At 37.0% G+C, this 15947-nt stretch carries 12 protein-coding genes and 1 pseudogene; 12 read left to right on the plus strand and 1 reads right to left on the minus strand.

Annotation, left to right across the window (positions count from 1 at the left end; all coding sequences use genetic code 11):
- Window positions 1-15 precede the first annotated feature (15 nt).
- Window positions 16-258 (minus strand): annotated as a pseudogene (locus GI584_RS11830) (MFS transporter); the annotation flags it as partial.
- 79 nt (window positions 259-337) lie between these two features.
- Between GI584_RS11830 and GI584_RS11835 the strand changes: the two are divergent.
- From GI584_RS11835 to GI584_RS11890, 12 genes are all read left to right on the plus strand, one after another.
- Window positions 338-1114 (plus strand): class I SAM-dependent methyltransferase, encoded by a 777-nt coding sequence (locus GI584_RS11835; RefSeq protein ID WP_153791356.1) that lies wholly within the window; start codon window positions 338-340, stop codon window positions 1112-1114.
- 83 nt (window positions 1115-1197) lie between these two features.
- Window positions 1198-1593, plus strand: a complete 396-nt coding sequence (locus GI584_RS11840; protein ID WP_153791357.1) for a VOC family protein — start codon at window positions 1198-1200, stop codon at window positions 1591-1593.
- Between the two features lie 601 nt (window positions 1594-2194).
- Complete coding sequence (locus GI584_RS11845) at window positions 2195-4204, plus strand: beta-galactosidase (RefSeq protein ID WP_153791358.1); 2010 nt, start codon at window positions 2195-2197, stop codon at window positions 4202-4204.
- 122 nt (window positions 4205-4326) lie between these two features.
- Window positions 4327-5586, plus strand: a complete 1260-nt coding sequence (ilvA, locus tag GI584_RS11850; RefSeq protein ID WP_100360474.1) for a threonine ammonia-lyase IlvA — start codon at window positions 4327-4329, stop codon at window positions 5584-5586.
- 104 nt (window positions 5587-5690) lie between these two features.
- The gene (locus GI584_RS11855; protein WP_153791359.1) at window positions 5691-6671 is read left to right on the plus strand and encodes an AraC family transcriptional regulator; all 981 of its coding nucleotides are present in this window, start codon (window positions 5691-5693) and stop codon (window positions 6669-6671) included.
- Between the two features lie 289 nt (window positions 6672-6960).
- Complete coding sequence (locus tag GI584_RS11860) at window positions 6961-7818, plus strand: MBL fold metallo-hydrolase (RefSeq protein ID WP_153791360.1); 858 nt, start codon at window positions 6961-6963, stop codon at window positions 7816-7818.
- 197 nt (window positions 7819-8015) lie between these two features.
- Window positions 8016-9419, plus strand: coding sequence for a rhamnulokinase (gene rhaB / locus GI584_RS11865; RefSeq protein WP_100360471.1), 1404 nt, complete (start codon window positions 8016-8018; stop codon window positions 9417-9419).
- A 6-nt stretch (window positions 9420-9425) separates the two neighbouring features.
- Window positions 9426-10685: an L-rhamnose isomerase gene (gene rhaA, locus GI584_RS11870; RefSeq protein ID WP_153791361.1), complete on the plus strand. Its 1260-nt coding sequence runs from the start codon at window positions 9426-9428 to the stop codon at window positions 10683-10685.
- Window positions 10686-10790: 105 nt separating this feature from the next.
- Window positions 10791-12857 (plus strand): bifunctional aldolase/short-chain dehydrogenase, encoded by a 2067-nt coding sequence (locus GI584_RS11875; protein ID WP_153791362.1) that lies wholly within the window; start codon window positions 10791-10793, stop codon window positions 12855-12857.
- A gap of 116 nt (window positions 12858-12973) precedes the next feature.
- Window positions 12974-13699 carry a (Fe-S)-binding protein gene (locus GI584_RS11880; RefSeq protein WP_100360468.1) on the plus strand — a complete coding sequence of 242 codons (726 nt, stop codon included), beginning with the start codon at window positions 12974-12976 and terminating at the stop codon, window positions 13697-13699.
- The gene (locus tag GI584_RS11885) at window positions 13699-15138 is read left to right on the plus strand and encodes a LutB/LldF family L-lactate oxidation iron-sulfur protein (RefSeq protein WP_100360467.1); all 1440 of its coding nucleotides are present in this window, start codon (window positions 13699-13701) and stop codon (window positions 15136-15138) included. Before GI584_RS11880 ends, GI584_RS11885 begins: the two co-directional genes overlap by 1 nt.
- Window positions 15125-15829: a LutC/YkgG family protein gene (locus GI584_RS11890; RefSeq protein WP_153791363.1), complete on the plus strand. Its 705-nt coding sequence runs from the start codon at window positions 15125-15127 to the stop codon at window positions 15827-15829. The genes GI584_RS11885 and GI584_RS11890 overlap by 14 nt, the downstream gene beginning before the upstream one ends.
- The last annotated feature ends 118 nt before the right edge of the window (window positions 15830-15947 follow it).

Raw genomic sequence — 15947 nt, forward strand, 5'->3', positions numbered from 1 at the left:
TTAAAAAATATGGTATTACTTTTTAAATAATACTTTCTCCAATTCTTCCAATGTACGCCCTTTCGTTTCAGGAACGAATTTCCATACGAAAATGGCAGAAATTAAACTCATTAAACCATAGAACCCATAGGTTAATCCGCCACTAAACTCCATCATCGCTGGATAAGTAGAGGAGATAAAGTAATTTGCTGCCTAATGTGCAGCAACGGCAATTGCTACTGCTTGTCCACGGATCTTATTAGGGAAGATTTCAGAGAGTGTTCTGCTTTCTTGCACCTCCTGATGAAATAGTTATAGTATAATAAAAATATACTCCAAATAGAACAGGAAGAATCTTATGATCATAACTACAGCAGGTCGCGCAACACTTCAACTTATTCAATACGCACAACGATTATCTACAAATTATCAAATCCCTTATATGGAACGTAATGGAAATTCAATTCAAAAATTAAAGGATTATCATCAAGAAGATGTCATTGTTGTAGGTCAAGATCGATTATTTATTTCTCCTTTAAACGAGAAAACTAAGCTCTTTTTTCACCCTAATCTTGCAATGGTTCGAGCAAAACGACTACTTTGTATGGAAGAAGATCCATTTGTCACAACAGCAAAGTTAGAAGAAGGGATGTCTGTATTAGATTGCACAGTTGGACTTGCTTCAGATAGTATGATTGCTAGTTTGGCGGTGGGTTCTAATGGTTTCGTAACGGGATTAGAAGGAAGTAAAGCTGTATATATAATTGTTAAAGAAGGTTTGAAGAATTTTACTAGTACGAATGAAATACTTAATGCAGCAATGAGAAGAATTAAGCTCAAACATATTCAACACCTAGAATTTTTGCAACAGCAACAGACAAATGCTTATGATGTCGTATATTTTGACCCAATGTTTCATCAAGCAATTGACACTTCGGATGGCTTAAACCCTATTAGAGCACATTCTCTTGAAGACACACTTACAGTTGATGCTTTGGTAGAAGCCAAACGAGTTGCCAGAAGACGTGTGGTGCTGAAGGATCATTGGAAAAGTGAACGTTTTAGTCGATTTGGCTTTACACAATTTAAAAGAAAGAGCTCTTTATTTCATTACGGAGTTATTGAATTAGACTAAGTTAGCAATAAATAAGAAATGGACTTGATCATTCTGTGATATAAATTAATTGAAGTATCCTAGAATGAGAAAGGGTGTTTTCTGTGATTGGTAGTACAAGTCAAATTATTCTTTTTGTAAAAGACAAAGAAGAAGCAAAAGCATTTTATACAGAAAAATTAGGTTTTATTATTCGGGATGAAGAACAATTCACTGAAGATTGGAGTTATCTGACGGTTGCACCACAATCAAACAATGAGGTTGTTATAGAATTGCTAGAAGCTGTAACCACTGAGGAAAAACAACTTGTTGGCAGACAAGCAGCAGAACAGGTTTTTCTTATGTTTAAAGTGGATGATATTAATAACACCTATCAAAATTTAAAATCAAGAGGTGTAAAATTTCATGGTGAGCCTTCGGAAGTGCCAGGAGGTAAAGGCGTTGGTTTTGAAGATTTATACGGAAACAAACTTGATCTTTTTGAAGAGGGGAAATCATGACAATAAAAGGAGAGCTTGCAAACTGTTTCCGATTAATAGATTACTAAATCCATTATATCCATTATGCACCCCTTCAATTGTAAGCTCTTTTTGCCATTCTTCAGCAAAATTCATGCTGCCTCCTAGTGCCTGCAGTAGATCCCATTGAATATTTAACAACTGTTTGCTTCATTAGTTACTGGCAATCGTAATGAAGCGACCTCTGTTATATTTCTGATCGATTGAATTTTGTTGCCTAAATCTATTTAATTCCTTTAAGTAACTCGTTCAACTTGTACCGCGTTTCCTGTTGCTTGCATTACATTGCCAATCAGCTTAAGATCAGCTTTGATATCAGATGAAAGGGTAATCTGAGGTGATTCCCTAAAGCAGACAATACGGTTCCTACCCCTTGTATCCAACCACTATTTAACTTTTTATCTTCTTTTTCTACTTTATTCACCGATTTTTTTCATATGATGTCAATAGTTTATGAAAAAATCATTTATTTGTTTTGGCGGTTGCAGGATTAACAATCATTAATAGTTGATAATGACAACGTTTTCTTATAATATGTACGTATTGGTTGATACATAGTTAGCAGAAGTAGGGAGTGTAGAGAATGGTTAAACGTATAGATGAAGTGATGCCACATATTGCTTTCGGTGGTGATTACAATCCGGAACAGTGGGATGAAAGTGTTTGGTTAGAAGATGCTAAGTTAATGCAGGAAGCAGGGGTAAACCTTGTTTCTGTAGCGATATTCAGTTGGTCTGTGCTAGAACGAGAAGAAGGTAAGTTTGATTTCGGTTGGTTAGATAGAGTACTGGAGATTTTACATGAACACGGAGTAGGTGTTTCTTTAGCGACAGCGACAGCATCTCCACCAGCCTGGCTGTCAAAGGAATATCCCGAAGTGTTGGCCGTACAAGAAAATGGAGTACCTTATCAAATCGGTTCTCGTCAACATTATTCACCTAATAGTAAGCGTTTTCGATATGCTGTGAAACAATTAGTGACGGAAATGGCCAACAGATATAAAGATCATCCTGCATTAAAAATGTGGCATATAAACAATGAGTATGGCTGTCACTTGGCAGAGTGTTACAGTGATGAAAGTTTGTTTACATTTCGTGAATGGTTAAAGAATCGTTATGAAACGATTGAGAACTTGAATCAAAAATGGGGAACGAATTTCTGGAGTCAGCGTTATAATGACTGGGATGAGATTCAATTTCCGGTTAATTTGCCTACTTTTTTTAATCCTAGTCAAAAGTTAGATTATAAACGCTTTATGAATGATGCGATTTTTGATTTGTATAAAATAGAGAAAGAGGTTTTACGTGACATCACCCCAGATGTACCGGTGTTTACTAATTTTATGTATGAATTTAAGCCACTTAATTATTTTGAGTGGGCCAAAGACATGGATCTTGTGACATGGGATTCCTATCCAGATCCAAGAGAAGGCACTCCTTATCGACATGCGATGCACCATGATTTAATGCGTAGTTTAAAAAATGGACAGCCCTTTTATTTAATGGAGCAAGTAACGTCACATGTCAATTGGCGTGATATTAACTTGACGAAAAAACCCGGTGAAATGAGATTGTGGAGTTACTCTACTGTTGCTCGTGGTGGAGATGGTGTGATGTATTTCCAATGGCGTCAGGGGAAAGCAGGGGCAGAGAAGTTCCATGGTGCTATGGTTCCGCACTCGAACGATCCTAATAGTCGGGTCTATCAGGAAGTAAAACAATTAGGAAATGAATTAAAACAATTGGATGGATTAGCAGGAGCACGAGGTACTGCAAAAGTTGCGATCGTTTTTGATTGGGAAAATTGGTGGGCAGTAGAGCATGAAGGAAAACCACATAACAAATTATCATACTTAGACCAAGTCTACCAATACTATCGTGTGTTCTATGAAAATAACATTGCCGTTGATTTTGTAGAGCCAAATGGTAATCTAACGAATTATCAATTAGTAGTAGCACCAATGTTATATATGGTTCGCGATGGCGAGGAAAAGAATCTCGAACACTTCGTTAATAACGGTGGAACATTAGTGGTGAGTTTTTTCAGCGGTATTGCTGATGCGCAAGATCATATTCATATAGGAGGTTACCCGGCACCGCTACGGTCACTTTTAGGTTTAACTGTGGAAGAATTTGCTCCAATGACAGATGACGAAGTAAATACGATAGTAGCGAACGGAGAGAAGTCTACCGTCAGTACTTGGGCGGATATTATTAAATTGGAAGGTGCTCAATCAATTGCAACGTTTAAGGAAAATTGGTATCAAGGTTATCCAGCAGTAACTATTCATCGATATGGTCAAGGTAATTCGATTTACATTGGTACAAATCCGACAGAAGATTATTTGGATCAGTTAATGAATGGACTCTTGCAACAATTAGATATCAGTGCCCCACTAAAAGCGCCAAAAAACGTGGAAATTGTGGAACGTGTAGCCAACAATAAGACATATTTGTTCATTCTTAATCATAATACTGATCCAGTAACAGTTTCCTTAGAGGATGGCGTTATTTATCAAGATTGTATACAAGGTAAGCAAGTATCAGAAGCAATCACCGTCCAAAATACAGATGTAGCCATTTTAGTCTATTAAAAGTGCGTGTTCGAAAAGTTGAACAACTTCTAAAAAGGGTAAATTTAACGAGTAAAAATATTTTCTATTCCGCTTCTTTATGTTAGTATAAATCTAACAATGAAGTAGGAAGGGTTCGTATAATGAGTACAAAAGTCAATCCAATTCAAGTTAGAGATATCATTATTGCAAATCAAGTCTTAAAAGATGTAGTCGTGAAAACACCATTGCAGCGTGATACCATATTATCTGATAAATATCAATGTAATGTCTATCTCAAAAGAGAAGATTTACAAGTTGTCCGCTCATTTAAGATTCGTGGAGCATACAATTTGATGCAAGGTTTAACGAAAGAAGAATTAGCAAATGGCGTGGTTTGTGCTAGCGCTGGGAATCATGCGCAAGGTGTTGCTTATTCTTGTAAAGCATTAGGTGTAAAAGGTGTGATTTTTATGCCTAGTACAACACCCCGCCAAAAAGTTAATCGTGTTGAATTTTTCGGTGGTCCGTTTGTCGAAATCCGATTAATTGGGGATACTTTCGATGATTCTTTTGAAAATGCAATGGAATATTGTAATGAACATAAAGCATCATTTATCCATCCTTTTAATGATACGAGAACCATCACTGGTCAAGGTACAATTGGTTTAGAAATTCTGGATTGTGTGGAAGAGCCGATATCACATGTCTTTATGGCAGTTGGTGGTGGCGGATTAATCTCTGGTGTTGGGTCTTACATAAACAGTATTAGTCCAGATACGAAAATCATCGGCGTTGAACCAGAAGGTGCAGCTTCCATGAAAGCAGCGCTAGCAAAAGATGAAGTGGTTAAATTAGATAAGATCGATAAATTTGTTGATGGCGCCAGTGTAAAACGAGTTGGAGATATTTCGTTTGATATTGCCAAAGAATTTATCGATGATATCGCAGTGGTACCTGAAGGTAAGTTATGTACGACTTTATTAGATTTGTATAACGAAAACGCGATCGTAGCAGAACCCGCAGGAGCATTACCTGTATCTGCACTTGACTACTATCGCGATGAAATTAAAGGAAAAAATGTTGTTTGTATCGTAAGTGGTGGAAATAATGATATCGATCGTATGCAGGAATTTAAAGAACGTTCCTTAATTTACGAAGGATATAAGCATTATTTCATTGTGAATTTCCCACAACGTGCAGGTGCATTACGTGAATTTATGGATGAGGTCTTAGGGAAGAACGATGACATCACCCGCTTTGAATATACAAAGAAAAATAACCGTGACAAGGGACCGGTCCTGGTCGGAATCGAGCTGCAGCAAGCTGATGACTATCACCAAATCATCTCTCGGATGGAGAGAAAAGGCTTCACCTACATCGAAATTAACAAAGACGAACAATTATTTCACCTATTGATTTGACAAAAGGAAGCGAACAATCCGCTTCCTTTTTCTTACATCAATTATAATAGTATCGGTAGGGACAGTGAAAATGTCCCACTTTTTGTTAAAGGGGGCAGAATCATTTGGATACTTTCTTATATCAGGAATTAATGAATGAAACAGAGGAAGAGCGTGCGATATTAGAGGGGAATCAAGCAGTCAACAAAAAAATATACACAGATCTCACTTCTGATTTCGTTATCCAAAGTGAGAAGTTTCTAAAAGACGATCTTATTATGATACGTAAACATCCTAGATATATCGATTTTCCACGGCACTCCCATGATTATATAGAAATGAATTATGTCTTCCATGGCAAGTTTCGTCAAAAAGTTGCCGATCAGTCTATCACCTTAAAGCAGGGTGATATCCTGTTATTAAACCAATATATCGAACATGAGCTAGCTGCATGTGAAGAAAATGATATTGTGATCAACTTCATCATTCACCCAGCCTTTTTTGATTATATTCTGTCCAATCTATCCACTGGGTTTATCCAAAGTCAAATGCTCAACTTTCTAATGAACAGTATTTTCGATTATTCCCAAAAAGGAGAATATTTATATTATCCGGTTTCCAATTCCGATCGTATTCAAGACATTATGCAGCAATTATTGAAAGAAATGATGGAAGAATCAATCTTATCTAATTCGAAAATAAAATTTTTAATGGGATTACTTATCATTGAACTTATCGATCAACGAAATCAAACAAATAGAAGCACCGTTAAATCCGAACAGCATACCTTTTTAACAGAGGTTTTTCGTTACATAGAAGAACACTATCAGGAAGCTAATTTGCAATCATTAGCTAACCGTTTTAATCAAACGGTTTACTGGGTAAGCAAACAAATCAAGTCATTAACCAATCAGAATTTTAAAGATTTGGTTCAAGAAAAAAGACTGCTGGTGGCAAAGAACTTATTAATATATAGTGATTTACCGATGCAATCTATAGCCGAAGAAGTGGGTTATGAGAATATTAGTTATTTTTATCGACTTTTTAAAAAGAAATATGGGATGACACCTAAAGCTTATAAAATGCAGTTAATCAAAGAAGATTAACTGCATTTTTTATTAGATGCACAAAAAATATATACTGAGAAATAACCATCATATGGATTTGCTTTTTTCTATTCTGAATATTGATGAGTGATAGGATATGCTCCGGCAAGTTTAGTGTTTTCATTAGTTCACAGTAGTTATCAAATTCGAATATAACAATTAGAACAGTTCGGACGTGTTATGCCTAATTTGTTATCAACTATATGATTTTCCAAGGTATATGTAAATAGGATTACGAATCAATGGAACAATAAAATGAAATCAATTATTATTTCAGGAGGATAAAACTATGGATCAAGAAATGAATTACGGAAGTGACTATCATCACATACCTGCAACATCAATAGGAAGTGGGGTAAGTACTCAAGTATTACCTGATGTACTTTGTCACACGATTCAAATTGTCAATATTATGTTGGTTGGAAATCCAGAATCGAATGACTTTGTTTTAGTGGATGCAGGGATGCCAGATTCAGCCAATGAAATTATTTCGGTTACAGAAGAACGTTTCGGAACAAATATTAGTCCGAAAGCAATCATTCTGACTCATGGGCACTTTGACCATGTGGGAGCTATTGTGGACTTAGTAAAGCATTGGGATGTCCCTGTATTTGCCCATGAACAAGAATTACCTTTCTTAACAGGGGAAAGAGCCTATCCGGAACCTGATGCTACTGTTGAGGGCGGGATGATAGCAAAAATGTCACCAATGTTTCCTAATGAACCCATTGATTTAGGTGAACATATTGAAATGCTACCAACTGACGGAACTATTCCACATATGAATGGATTCGAATGGATCCATACTCCAGGGCATACCCCGGGACATGTCTCTCTTTTTAGAGAAGAAGACCGAACTTTACTGGTAGGAGATGCATTTGTGACAGTTAAACAGGAAAATCTTTATAAAGTCCTTACACAACAACAGGAAGTTAGTGGACCACCACGATATTTGACCACTGATTGGAAGGCTGCGAAGAGATCAGTGGAAAAGTTAAAAAAAATAAATCCTAACATCGCTGTAACCGGGCATGGATTTCCGATGACTGGTGAGATTTTAACAAATGGCTTAGAAAAATTAGTAAAAGAATTTGACCAAATTGCCGTCCCTGATTATGGAAAGTTCGTAGACAAGAATATTCATTAAAATGATGAAGATGAATTGGGAGAGAACCTTATGGATTAGATGCATGACAATGTCTAACTCATAAGGTTTGTTATCGTGGATTAATCTTTTCTTTTTTGCAAAAAAGGACAATAAATATGTAATTTTCGATATATATTATTCTTAATAATTCCTTTATGATTAAATTATAAATCGCTTACAAGGAAGAGGTGATTCGCTTGCAAAAATGTAATTTATCCGTAGATATTGGTGCTTCCAGTGGACGTGTGATTGCAGGCTATCTTCAAAATAACAATCTAATATTAGATGAAATCCATCGTTTTGAAAATAAGATGGAAGAGAAGAATGGGCACTTATGTTGGGATATTGACGGACTTTTTCACGAAATTAAAACTGGTTTAAAAAAGAGCGTTGAAAAACATTATAAACCTTTAACCATTGGCATTGACACATGGGCAGTAGATTTTGTATTACTAGATCAAGACAAAAATAGAATGACTGACGCAGTTGCCTATCGTGACCACAGGACAGATGGGGTAATGGAGGAAGTTTTTCAACTTATCGATCAAAAAGACATTTATCAGGAAACAGGAATACAATTTCAACCATTTAACACAATTTACCAGCTGTTTGCCTTACAAAAAGAAAATCCGGAAACGTTAGAAAAAGCGCAATACTTTTTGATGATTCCTGACTATCTACATTATTTACTTACTGGAAAAATAACGAATGAATATACCAATGCTACGACTACTCAATTGTTAAAAGCCACGAATCAAAAATGGCATCAAGATTTCCTAAGAAAATTAAACATACCTGAACATATATTTTCAGAACCTAGTCATCCTTTGCAATCAATTGGATCACTAACAATGGACTTACAAAATGAGCTTGGCTTTGATCTAGAAGTTGTCTTACCAGGAACCCATGATACAGCATCAGCCGTAATGGCAGTACCGGCTCAGGATACGATTTACATTAGTTCGGGTACCTGGTCATTAATGGGAGTCGAGCATCATGAACCAATTAGTACACAACAAGCATTTGATTATAACTTCACCAATGAAGGTGGTGCTAATGATAATATCCGCTTCTTGAAAAATATCATGGGACTTTGGATGATTCAGGAAGTAAAGCGTGAATGGAACGATCAACATAGTTTTGCTGAGTTTGTAGAACTCGCTTATCAGGAATCATCATTCACATCCATAGTAGATGTGAACGATCAACGTTTTTTAAGTCCAATAAGTATGAAAAAGGCGATTAAAAATTATTGCCAAGAGACTAATCAACAAGTCCCGGAAACAGCTGGTGAATTTGCAAAGTGCATTTATGATAGCTTAGTAGAAAGCTATCATAAAACAGCAAAAGAGATTGAAGAGTTAACAGGGAAAACGTATAACTCGATTCATATCATTGGTGGTGGCAGTAAGAACCATTATATGAATGAAAAACTAGCGGCAGTTAGTAAGAAAACGATCTATACAGGACCAGGTGAAGCTACAGCGATTGGAAATCTTATGGCACAAATGATGGCCACTGGCCAAATCGATACAATTGAACAGTCGAAGCAAATTATTAATCAAACGTTTGATATTCAAAAATTTAAGGCTAAGAGGTGAAGAGGCATGGGTGTAAAAGATAATTTTCAAGTAGCGAAAAAGCAGTATGAAAAGTGGGGAATATCGGTAGAAGAAGCTTTTGAAAGGTTAAAAAATGTACCTATTTCAATTCATTGCTGGCAAGGAGATGATATTGGTGGATTTGAAATAGATCAACAAGAATTGTCAGGTGGAATTGATGTTACGGGTGATTATCCTGGTAAAGCAACAACACCGGAAGAATTGAGAAATGACTTAGAAAAAGCGCTATCACTGATCCCAGGAAAACATAAAATTAACTTACATGCAATATATGCTGAAACAGATGGAAAAATAGTTGATCGTAATGAATTAGAACCAAAACATTTTGAAAATTGGGTACAGTGGGCAAAAGAAAATGACTTATGTCTGGATTTTAACCCAACCTTGTTTTCTCATCCTAAAGCAGCGGATGGATTAACATTGGCTCACCCTGATAAAGAAGTTCGTGATTTTTGGATCGAGCATTGTATCAAGTCACGTAAAATCGGCGAATATTTTGGGAAAGAATTAGGGCAGCCAGCATTAACGAACATTTGGATTCCAGATGGTTATAAGGATATTCCTAGTGATCGACTAACACCACGTAAGCGCCTAAAAGACTCATTAGATGAAATATTTGCAGCAGATGTTGATGAGTCGTTAAACATTGATGCAGTTGAAAGTAAGTTGTTTGGTATCGGCTCTGAAGCCTATGTGGTTGGTTCACACGAATTTTACATGGGATATGCCCTTAAAAACAACAAGCTTTGCTTATTAGACAGTGGTCACTACCACCCAACAGAAGTGGTTTCTAATAAAATTTCTGCCATGCTTTTATTTAGTGACAGGTTAGCCCTTCACGTCTCACGACCAGTTCGTTGGGATAGTGACCATGTCATTGTATTAGATGATGAATTACGTGAAATCGGGCTGGAAATCGTTCGTAACGATGCACTAGACAAAGTTATGATTGGACTGGACTTTTTTGATGCCAGTATTAATCGAGTGGCGGCCTGGACTATTGGTACAAGAAATATGATTAAATCATTGTTATATGCACTACTTTTACCAAATGATCATTTAAAACAATTACAAGAGGAAGGTAATTTCACAGATCGATTAGCATTATTTGAAGAATTCAAAACGTATCCATTCGGTGCTATTTGGGATTATTATTGTGAACAAATGGGTGTACCAGCTCAAGAAAAATGGTTAGAGGAAGTAAAAGATTACGAGAAAAAGGTATTATCAAAACGAGATAGTTAGTTTAAGAATTCATCTTTGTTTATGTTGATTTATTTTTGTTTTGTAGTATAATCAAAACAGAACCAAACAAATAAAACAAAACAAAAATTATGAGGAGGAGATCCAGTGGTACAAAACAATTGGGATCAAAGTCAAGTTGCTCAAGGTGATGGTTTAGAATCACTAGTTTATCGTTCCAATCTATTAGGCTCAGATCGTGCCGTCGTAAACATTGGTGGAGGAAACACATCATCTAAAACGATGGAGAAGGATTTTAAAGGGGACGATATTGAAGTAATGTGGGTAAAAGGTAGTGGTTCTGACTTAGCTACGATGAAAGCACATAATTTTACCGGACTCAAATTGGATGATATCCGTCCACTTCTAGAACGTGATGATATGTCTGATGAAGAAATGGTAACATACTTAGCACACTGTATGATTGATGCAAAGCATCCGCGTTCATCTATCGAAACATTATTACATGCTTTTCTACCATTTAAACAAGTTGATCACACTCACCCAGATGCTATTATTAGTATTGCATGTGCAGATAATGGTAAAGAAATCGCAGAAGAAATATATGGAGATCGTTTTGTGTGGGTGCCATATATTCGACCAGGTTTCAAGCTTTCCAAAATGATTGCTGAAGGAGTAAGAAATAACCCTAATGCAGAGTTAGTGATTATGGAAAAACATGGTCTTGTAACATGGGGTGAAACATCCAGGGAAAGTTACAACAAAACGATTGATATTATTAATGAAGCGGAGGGCTTTATTAATAATAAATTGGAAAATCACACGTTATTTGGTGGAGCTAAATATCAATCCTTATCAGAAGACGAAAGACAAAACCTTTTTGCTGAAGTAATGCCAATTATCAGAGGCCAAGTGAGTCAAGACAAAAAGATGTTAACAACATATAATGATAATGATAATGTGTTAGAGTTTGTAAATAGTAATGATGCAAAAGAATTATCACAAGTAGGTGCTGCTTGCCCAGATCACCTTGTCCATACGAAACGCGTACCGCTGTTTATTGATTGGGATCCGCAATCAGGAGATGTAGAAGATTTAAAATCAAAAATCAAAGAAGGTCTTGCAGCTTACAAAGAAGATTATGTTGCATACTTTGAAAGAAATAAAAATGAAGGTGACGAACTGGTAGAAACTGCTCCTCGAATTATTCTAATTCCGGGATTAGGCATGGTGAATACCGGTAAAAGCTGGACAGCGGCAAACATTAGTGAACAACTTTACCATCGTGCAATTGCTGTAATGTCAGGTTCTACTGTATTAGGAAACTTTGTATCGTTAGATGAAGCAGAATCTTATGGTGTGGAATATTGGCCGTTAGAGCTTTACAAGTTAAGTTTAGCTCCGCCAGAATCAGAGTTTTCCCGACAAGTAGCGTTTGTGACAGGTGGTGCAGGAGGTATTGGTACCGCAACAACCTACCGTCTTCTTGATGAAGGTGCACATGTTGTCATTGCTGATATTAACTTGGAAGGTGCGGAAAACCTTGCGAATGAAGTCAACGAAAAGTACGGGACAAATCGTGCATTTGCAGTAAAAATGGACGTAACAAAAGAAGAGGAAGTACAAGCAGCGATTCAAGCTTCCGTAAGAAAATATGGTGGTATCGATATTTTAGTGAATAATGCTGGCCTTGCTAGCTCGAGTCCATTTGAAGAAACGACAATGGAGCAATGGAATTTAAATATCAATGTACTTGTAACAGGTTATTTCTTGGTTGCTCGTGAGATATTCAAACTAATGAAAGACCAAGAAATAGGAGGAAACATGGTATTTATCGGTTCGAAAAATTCGATCTACGCTGGTAAAAATGCTGCAGCATATAGTACAGCAAAAGCGGCAGAAGTACACTTAGCTCGTACAATTGCCGCAGATGGTGGTGCGTTAGGTATCCGAGTTAACTCCGTATTACCAGATGCCGTTATCCGAGGATCTAAGATTTGGGATTCTTCTTGGAAAAAAGAACGTGCGTCTTCCTACGGTATCGGTACAGATGATTTAGAAGAACATTATCGTAAACGTACGATCTTAAATGTGAATATATTACCAGAGGATATTGCTGAATCTATTGCATTCCTTGCATCAACCAAAGCAGCAAAAACAACAGGTTGTATGGTAACAGTAGATGGTGGCGTTGCGGCTGCATTTACTCGATAGTGATAGAAAATGGATAAACTCTCGTTATGGGGGTTTATCCATTCTACTATTAATAGAAAACATGATAGAATGGTAGAAAAAGCAATGTCGATGTTCCAAAAAGGGGAGTAATAAACATGAAAGTATCATTTTTTGTTACATGTTTAGGAGATATGTTTTATGTGAATGCCGCTAAATCTGCAGTGGAGTTATTGGAACATCTCGGCTGTGAGATCGATTTTCCGAAAGCGCAAACATGTTGTGGTCAACCTGCCTATAACAGTGGTTATCATAAAGAAACATTAGAGGTGGCGAAACATTTAGTAGAAACTTTTGAACATGCAGAATATGTCGTAGGAATTTCAGGCTCTTGTGTCTTTATGATTCATGAATATGTTCATTTATTCGAAGAAGGTTCTGAGTGGCAGAAAAGAGCAATCGCTTTGAAAGAAAAAACATATGAGTTAACACAATTTATCGTCGATGTGCTCGATGTGGAAGATGTGGGAGCAAGTTATGACGGTGTAGCTACTTATCATACATCTTGTCATATGACTCGACTATTAGGTGTAAAAGAAGCGCCATTTCGATTATTGGAGAATGTGAAAGGGTTACAAATGATTGATTTACCGAATCGTCATGACTGCTGTGGATTTGGTGGTACATTTTCAGTGAAGATGAGTGACATTTCAGAACAAATGGTCGATGAAAAAGTTGAACATATTGAGGAAACACAGGCGAACCTTTTGTTAGGAGCAGATGGTAGCTGTCTGATGAATATCGGAGGACGTTTGTCGAGGAATGGAAGTCCGGTAGAGGTTAAGCATGTCGCCGAAATTTTGAATAGCAGAGGTGACGTATAATGCCGATGCATATTGGAGAAAAAGACTTTAAAAAAAGAGTAACAAAAGGATTAGAAGATGACTTTATGCGTGGGGCAGTTCGTTCTGCCCAAGGGAGATTACAAGATAAACGTGCCACAGCAGCTGACGAATTAGGAGACTGGGAAGATTGGCGCACACTTGGTTCAGAAATTCGTAGTCATACGATCGAACACTTAGACTTTTACTTACACCAATTAAGTGAAAAAGTAGCTGAATTAGGCGGGCATGTCTTTTTTGCTGAAACAGGTGAAGAGGCAAATGAATATATTCAAAAAGTAGCTAAAGAAAAAGAAGCAAAAAAAATAGCCAAATCGAAATCGATGGTAACAGAAGAAATTTCAATGAATGAAGCGTTAGAAGATATTGGCTGTGAAGTAATTGAAACAGATTTAGGCGAATATATTTTGCAAATTGATGATCATGATCCACCGTCTCATATTGTGGCACCAGCCCTTCATAAAAATAAAGAACAAATTCGTGATGTCTTTCATGAAAAATTGGATTACTTAAAATCAGAAAAACCAGAAGAACTGGCGTTATTTGCCCGTGAAAAATTACGGGAAGAATTTCTTTCAGCTGACTTAGGTATTACAGGCTGTAACTTTGCTGTTGCAGAATCTGGTTCTTTTGCTTTGGTCACCAATGAAGGTAATGCTCGCATGGTTTCAGCACTGCCGAAAACCCAGATTACCGTAATGGGAATGGAGAGAATTGTCCCAGGATGGGAAGAGCTGGATATTGTTGTTAGTTTATTAACGAGAGCTGCCGTTGGGCAAAAATTAACCAGTTATATTACCGCATTAACTGGTCCTAAACAGTTAGAAGAAGCAGATGGCCCCGAAGAGTTTCATTTAGTTATTGTTGATAACGGGAGATCGAAAATATTGGGTACAGAATTTCAGGAAGCATTACATTGTATTCGTTGTGCAGCATGTATTAATGTATGTCCAGTTTATCGTCATGTTGGTGGGCATGCATATGGATCGATTTATCCAGGTCCAATCGGCGCGGTGCTTTCTCCTTTACTATCGGACTATGATGAATACAAAGAATTACCTTATGCCTCCTCCTTATGCGGAGCATGTACAGAGGTTTGTCCAGTAAAAATACCGCTCCATGAGCAATTGATCATGCACAGAAGAAAAATTGTCGAGGATGAGAAAAAGACAACACTATCAGAGCGTGTGGTGATGCGTGGGTTTGAACAGCTTGTAAATTCAGCTAACCTTTATCGGACAGCAACGAAAATGGCGCCTTTTTTGACGACACCATTTGCTAAAAATCAGCTGATCACTAAAGGCCCGGGACCATTAAAACATTGGACACATGCAAGGGATTTCCCTCAGCCTGCTAATGAACGTTTTCGTGATTGGTTTAACAGTCGTGAGAAGCGAGGTGATAAAAATGCCAAAAGGTAATATTATCAATCGAGATTCCTTTTTAACAAATATCCGAGAAAAAATCGGAGGTATTGCTGCTGATAAGCCAGTTAGAAAACCTGAATGGACGGTTACCCCACAGAAAAAAGTATTAGAAGGATATGACCGTGATCAATTAATCAGTGTTTTGAAAGAACAGTGTAAAGAAATTCATACTGATTTCTATCAAACGAGATTGCAAGATTTATCCGAAGTGATAAGCAATGTGATGAAGGAATATGATTCAGAATCAATAGTTTATTCAGATGACTCTAGATTTGAAAATGCGGATATAGAAGATTATTTAAAAGACTTAAAAGCTTTTAAGTGGAATCGTACTGACAGGGAAGGATCAATAAGGATAGCGGAAAAAGCAGATGTGGGGATCACATTTAGTGATATCACATTAGCAGAATCAGGAACTGTTGTTCTATTAAATGATAAAGGGCAAGGACGTTCTGTCAGTCTTTTACCGGCCAATTATATTGCAATTATTCCGAAGTCCACGATTGTAAGAAGAATGACTCAGGCCACTGACTATATACATGCGCAAGTAGAAAAAGGGGTAGATATTGCATCTTGTATCAATTTTATTACCGGACCTAGCAATAGTGCCGACATCGAAATGAACCTTGTAGTCGGTGTACACGGACCAATCCACGCTGCCTATATCGTAGTAGACGACCTATAAAAACAAAAAAATACTGCACTAATTCCATAAACTGCGAAGTTATACGTTTTAGATTTGCTTTCTTCCATTCTTTCTGTAGAGGGTGTTATGTGACCGCTTCGGCAGAATACTGCGCTTT

The sequence above is a fragment of the Gracilibacillus salitolerans genome, assembly GCF_009650095.1.
GTDB classification, from domain to species: Bacteria; Bacillota; Bacilli; order Bacillales; family Amphibacillaceae; genus Gracilibacillus; species Gracilibacillus salitolerans.

Bases quoted from the DNA above. Each gene is read 5' to 3' on its own strand.
- GI584_RS11845 (WP_153791358.1), top strand. From the start codon at position 2,195: ATGGTTAAACGTATAGATGAAGTGATGCCACATATTGCTTTCGGTGGT.
- GI584_RS11885 (WP_100360467.1), top strand. From the start codon at position 13,699: ATGCCGATGCATATTGGAGAAAAAGACTTTAAAAAAAGAGTAACAAAA.
- GI584_RS11880 (WP_100360468.1), top strand. From the start codon at position 12,974: ATGAAAGTATCATTTTTTGTTACATGTTTAGGAGATATGTTTTATGTG.
- GI584_RS11860 (WP_153791360.1), top strand. From the start codon at position 6,961: ATGGATCAAGAAATGAATTACGGAAGTGACTATCATCACATACCTGCA.
- rhaA (WP_153791361.1), top strand. From the start codon at position 9,426: ATGGGTGTAAAAGATAATTTTCAAGTAGCGAAAAAGCAGTATGAAAAG.
- ilvA (WP_100360474.1), top strand. From the start codon at position 4,327: ATGAGTACAAAAGTCAATCCAATTCAAGTTAGAGATATCATTATTGCA.
- GI584_RS11890 (WP_153791363.1), top strand. From the start codon at position 15,125: ATGCCAAAAGGTAATATTATCAATCGAGATTCCTTTTTAACAAATATC.
- GI584_RS11835 (WP_153791356.1), top strand. From the start codon at position 338: ATGATCATAACTACAGCAGGTCGCGCAACACTTCAACTTATTCAATAC.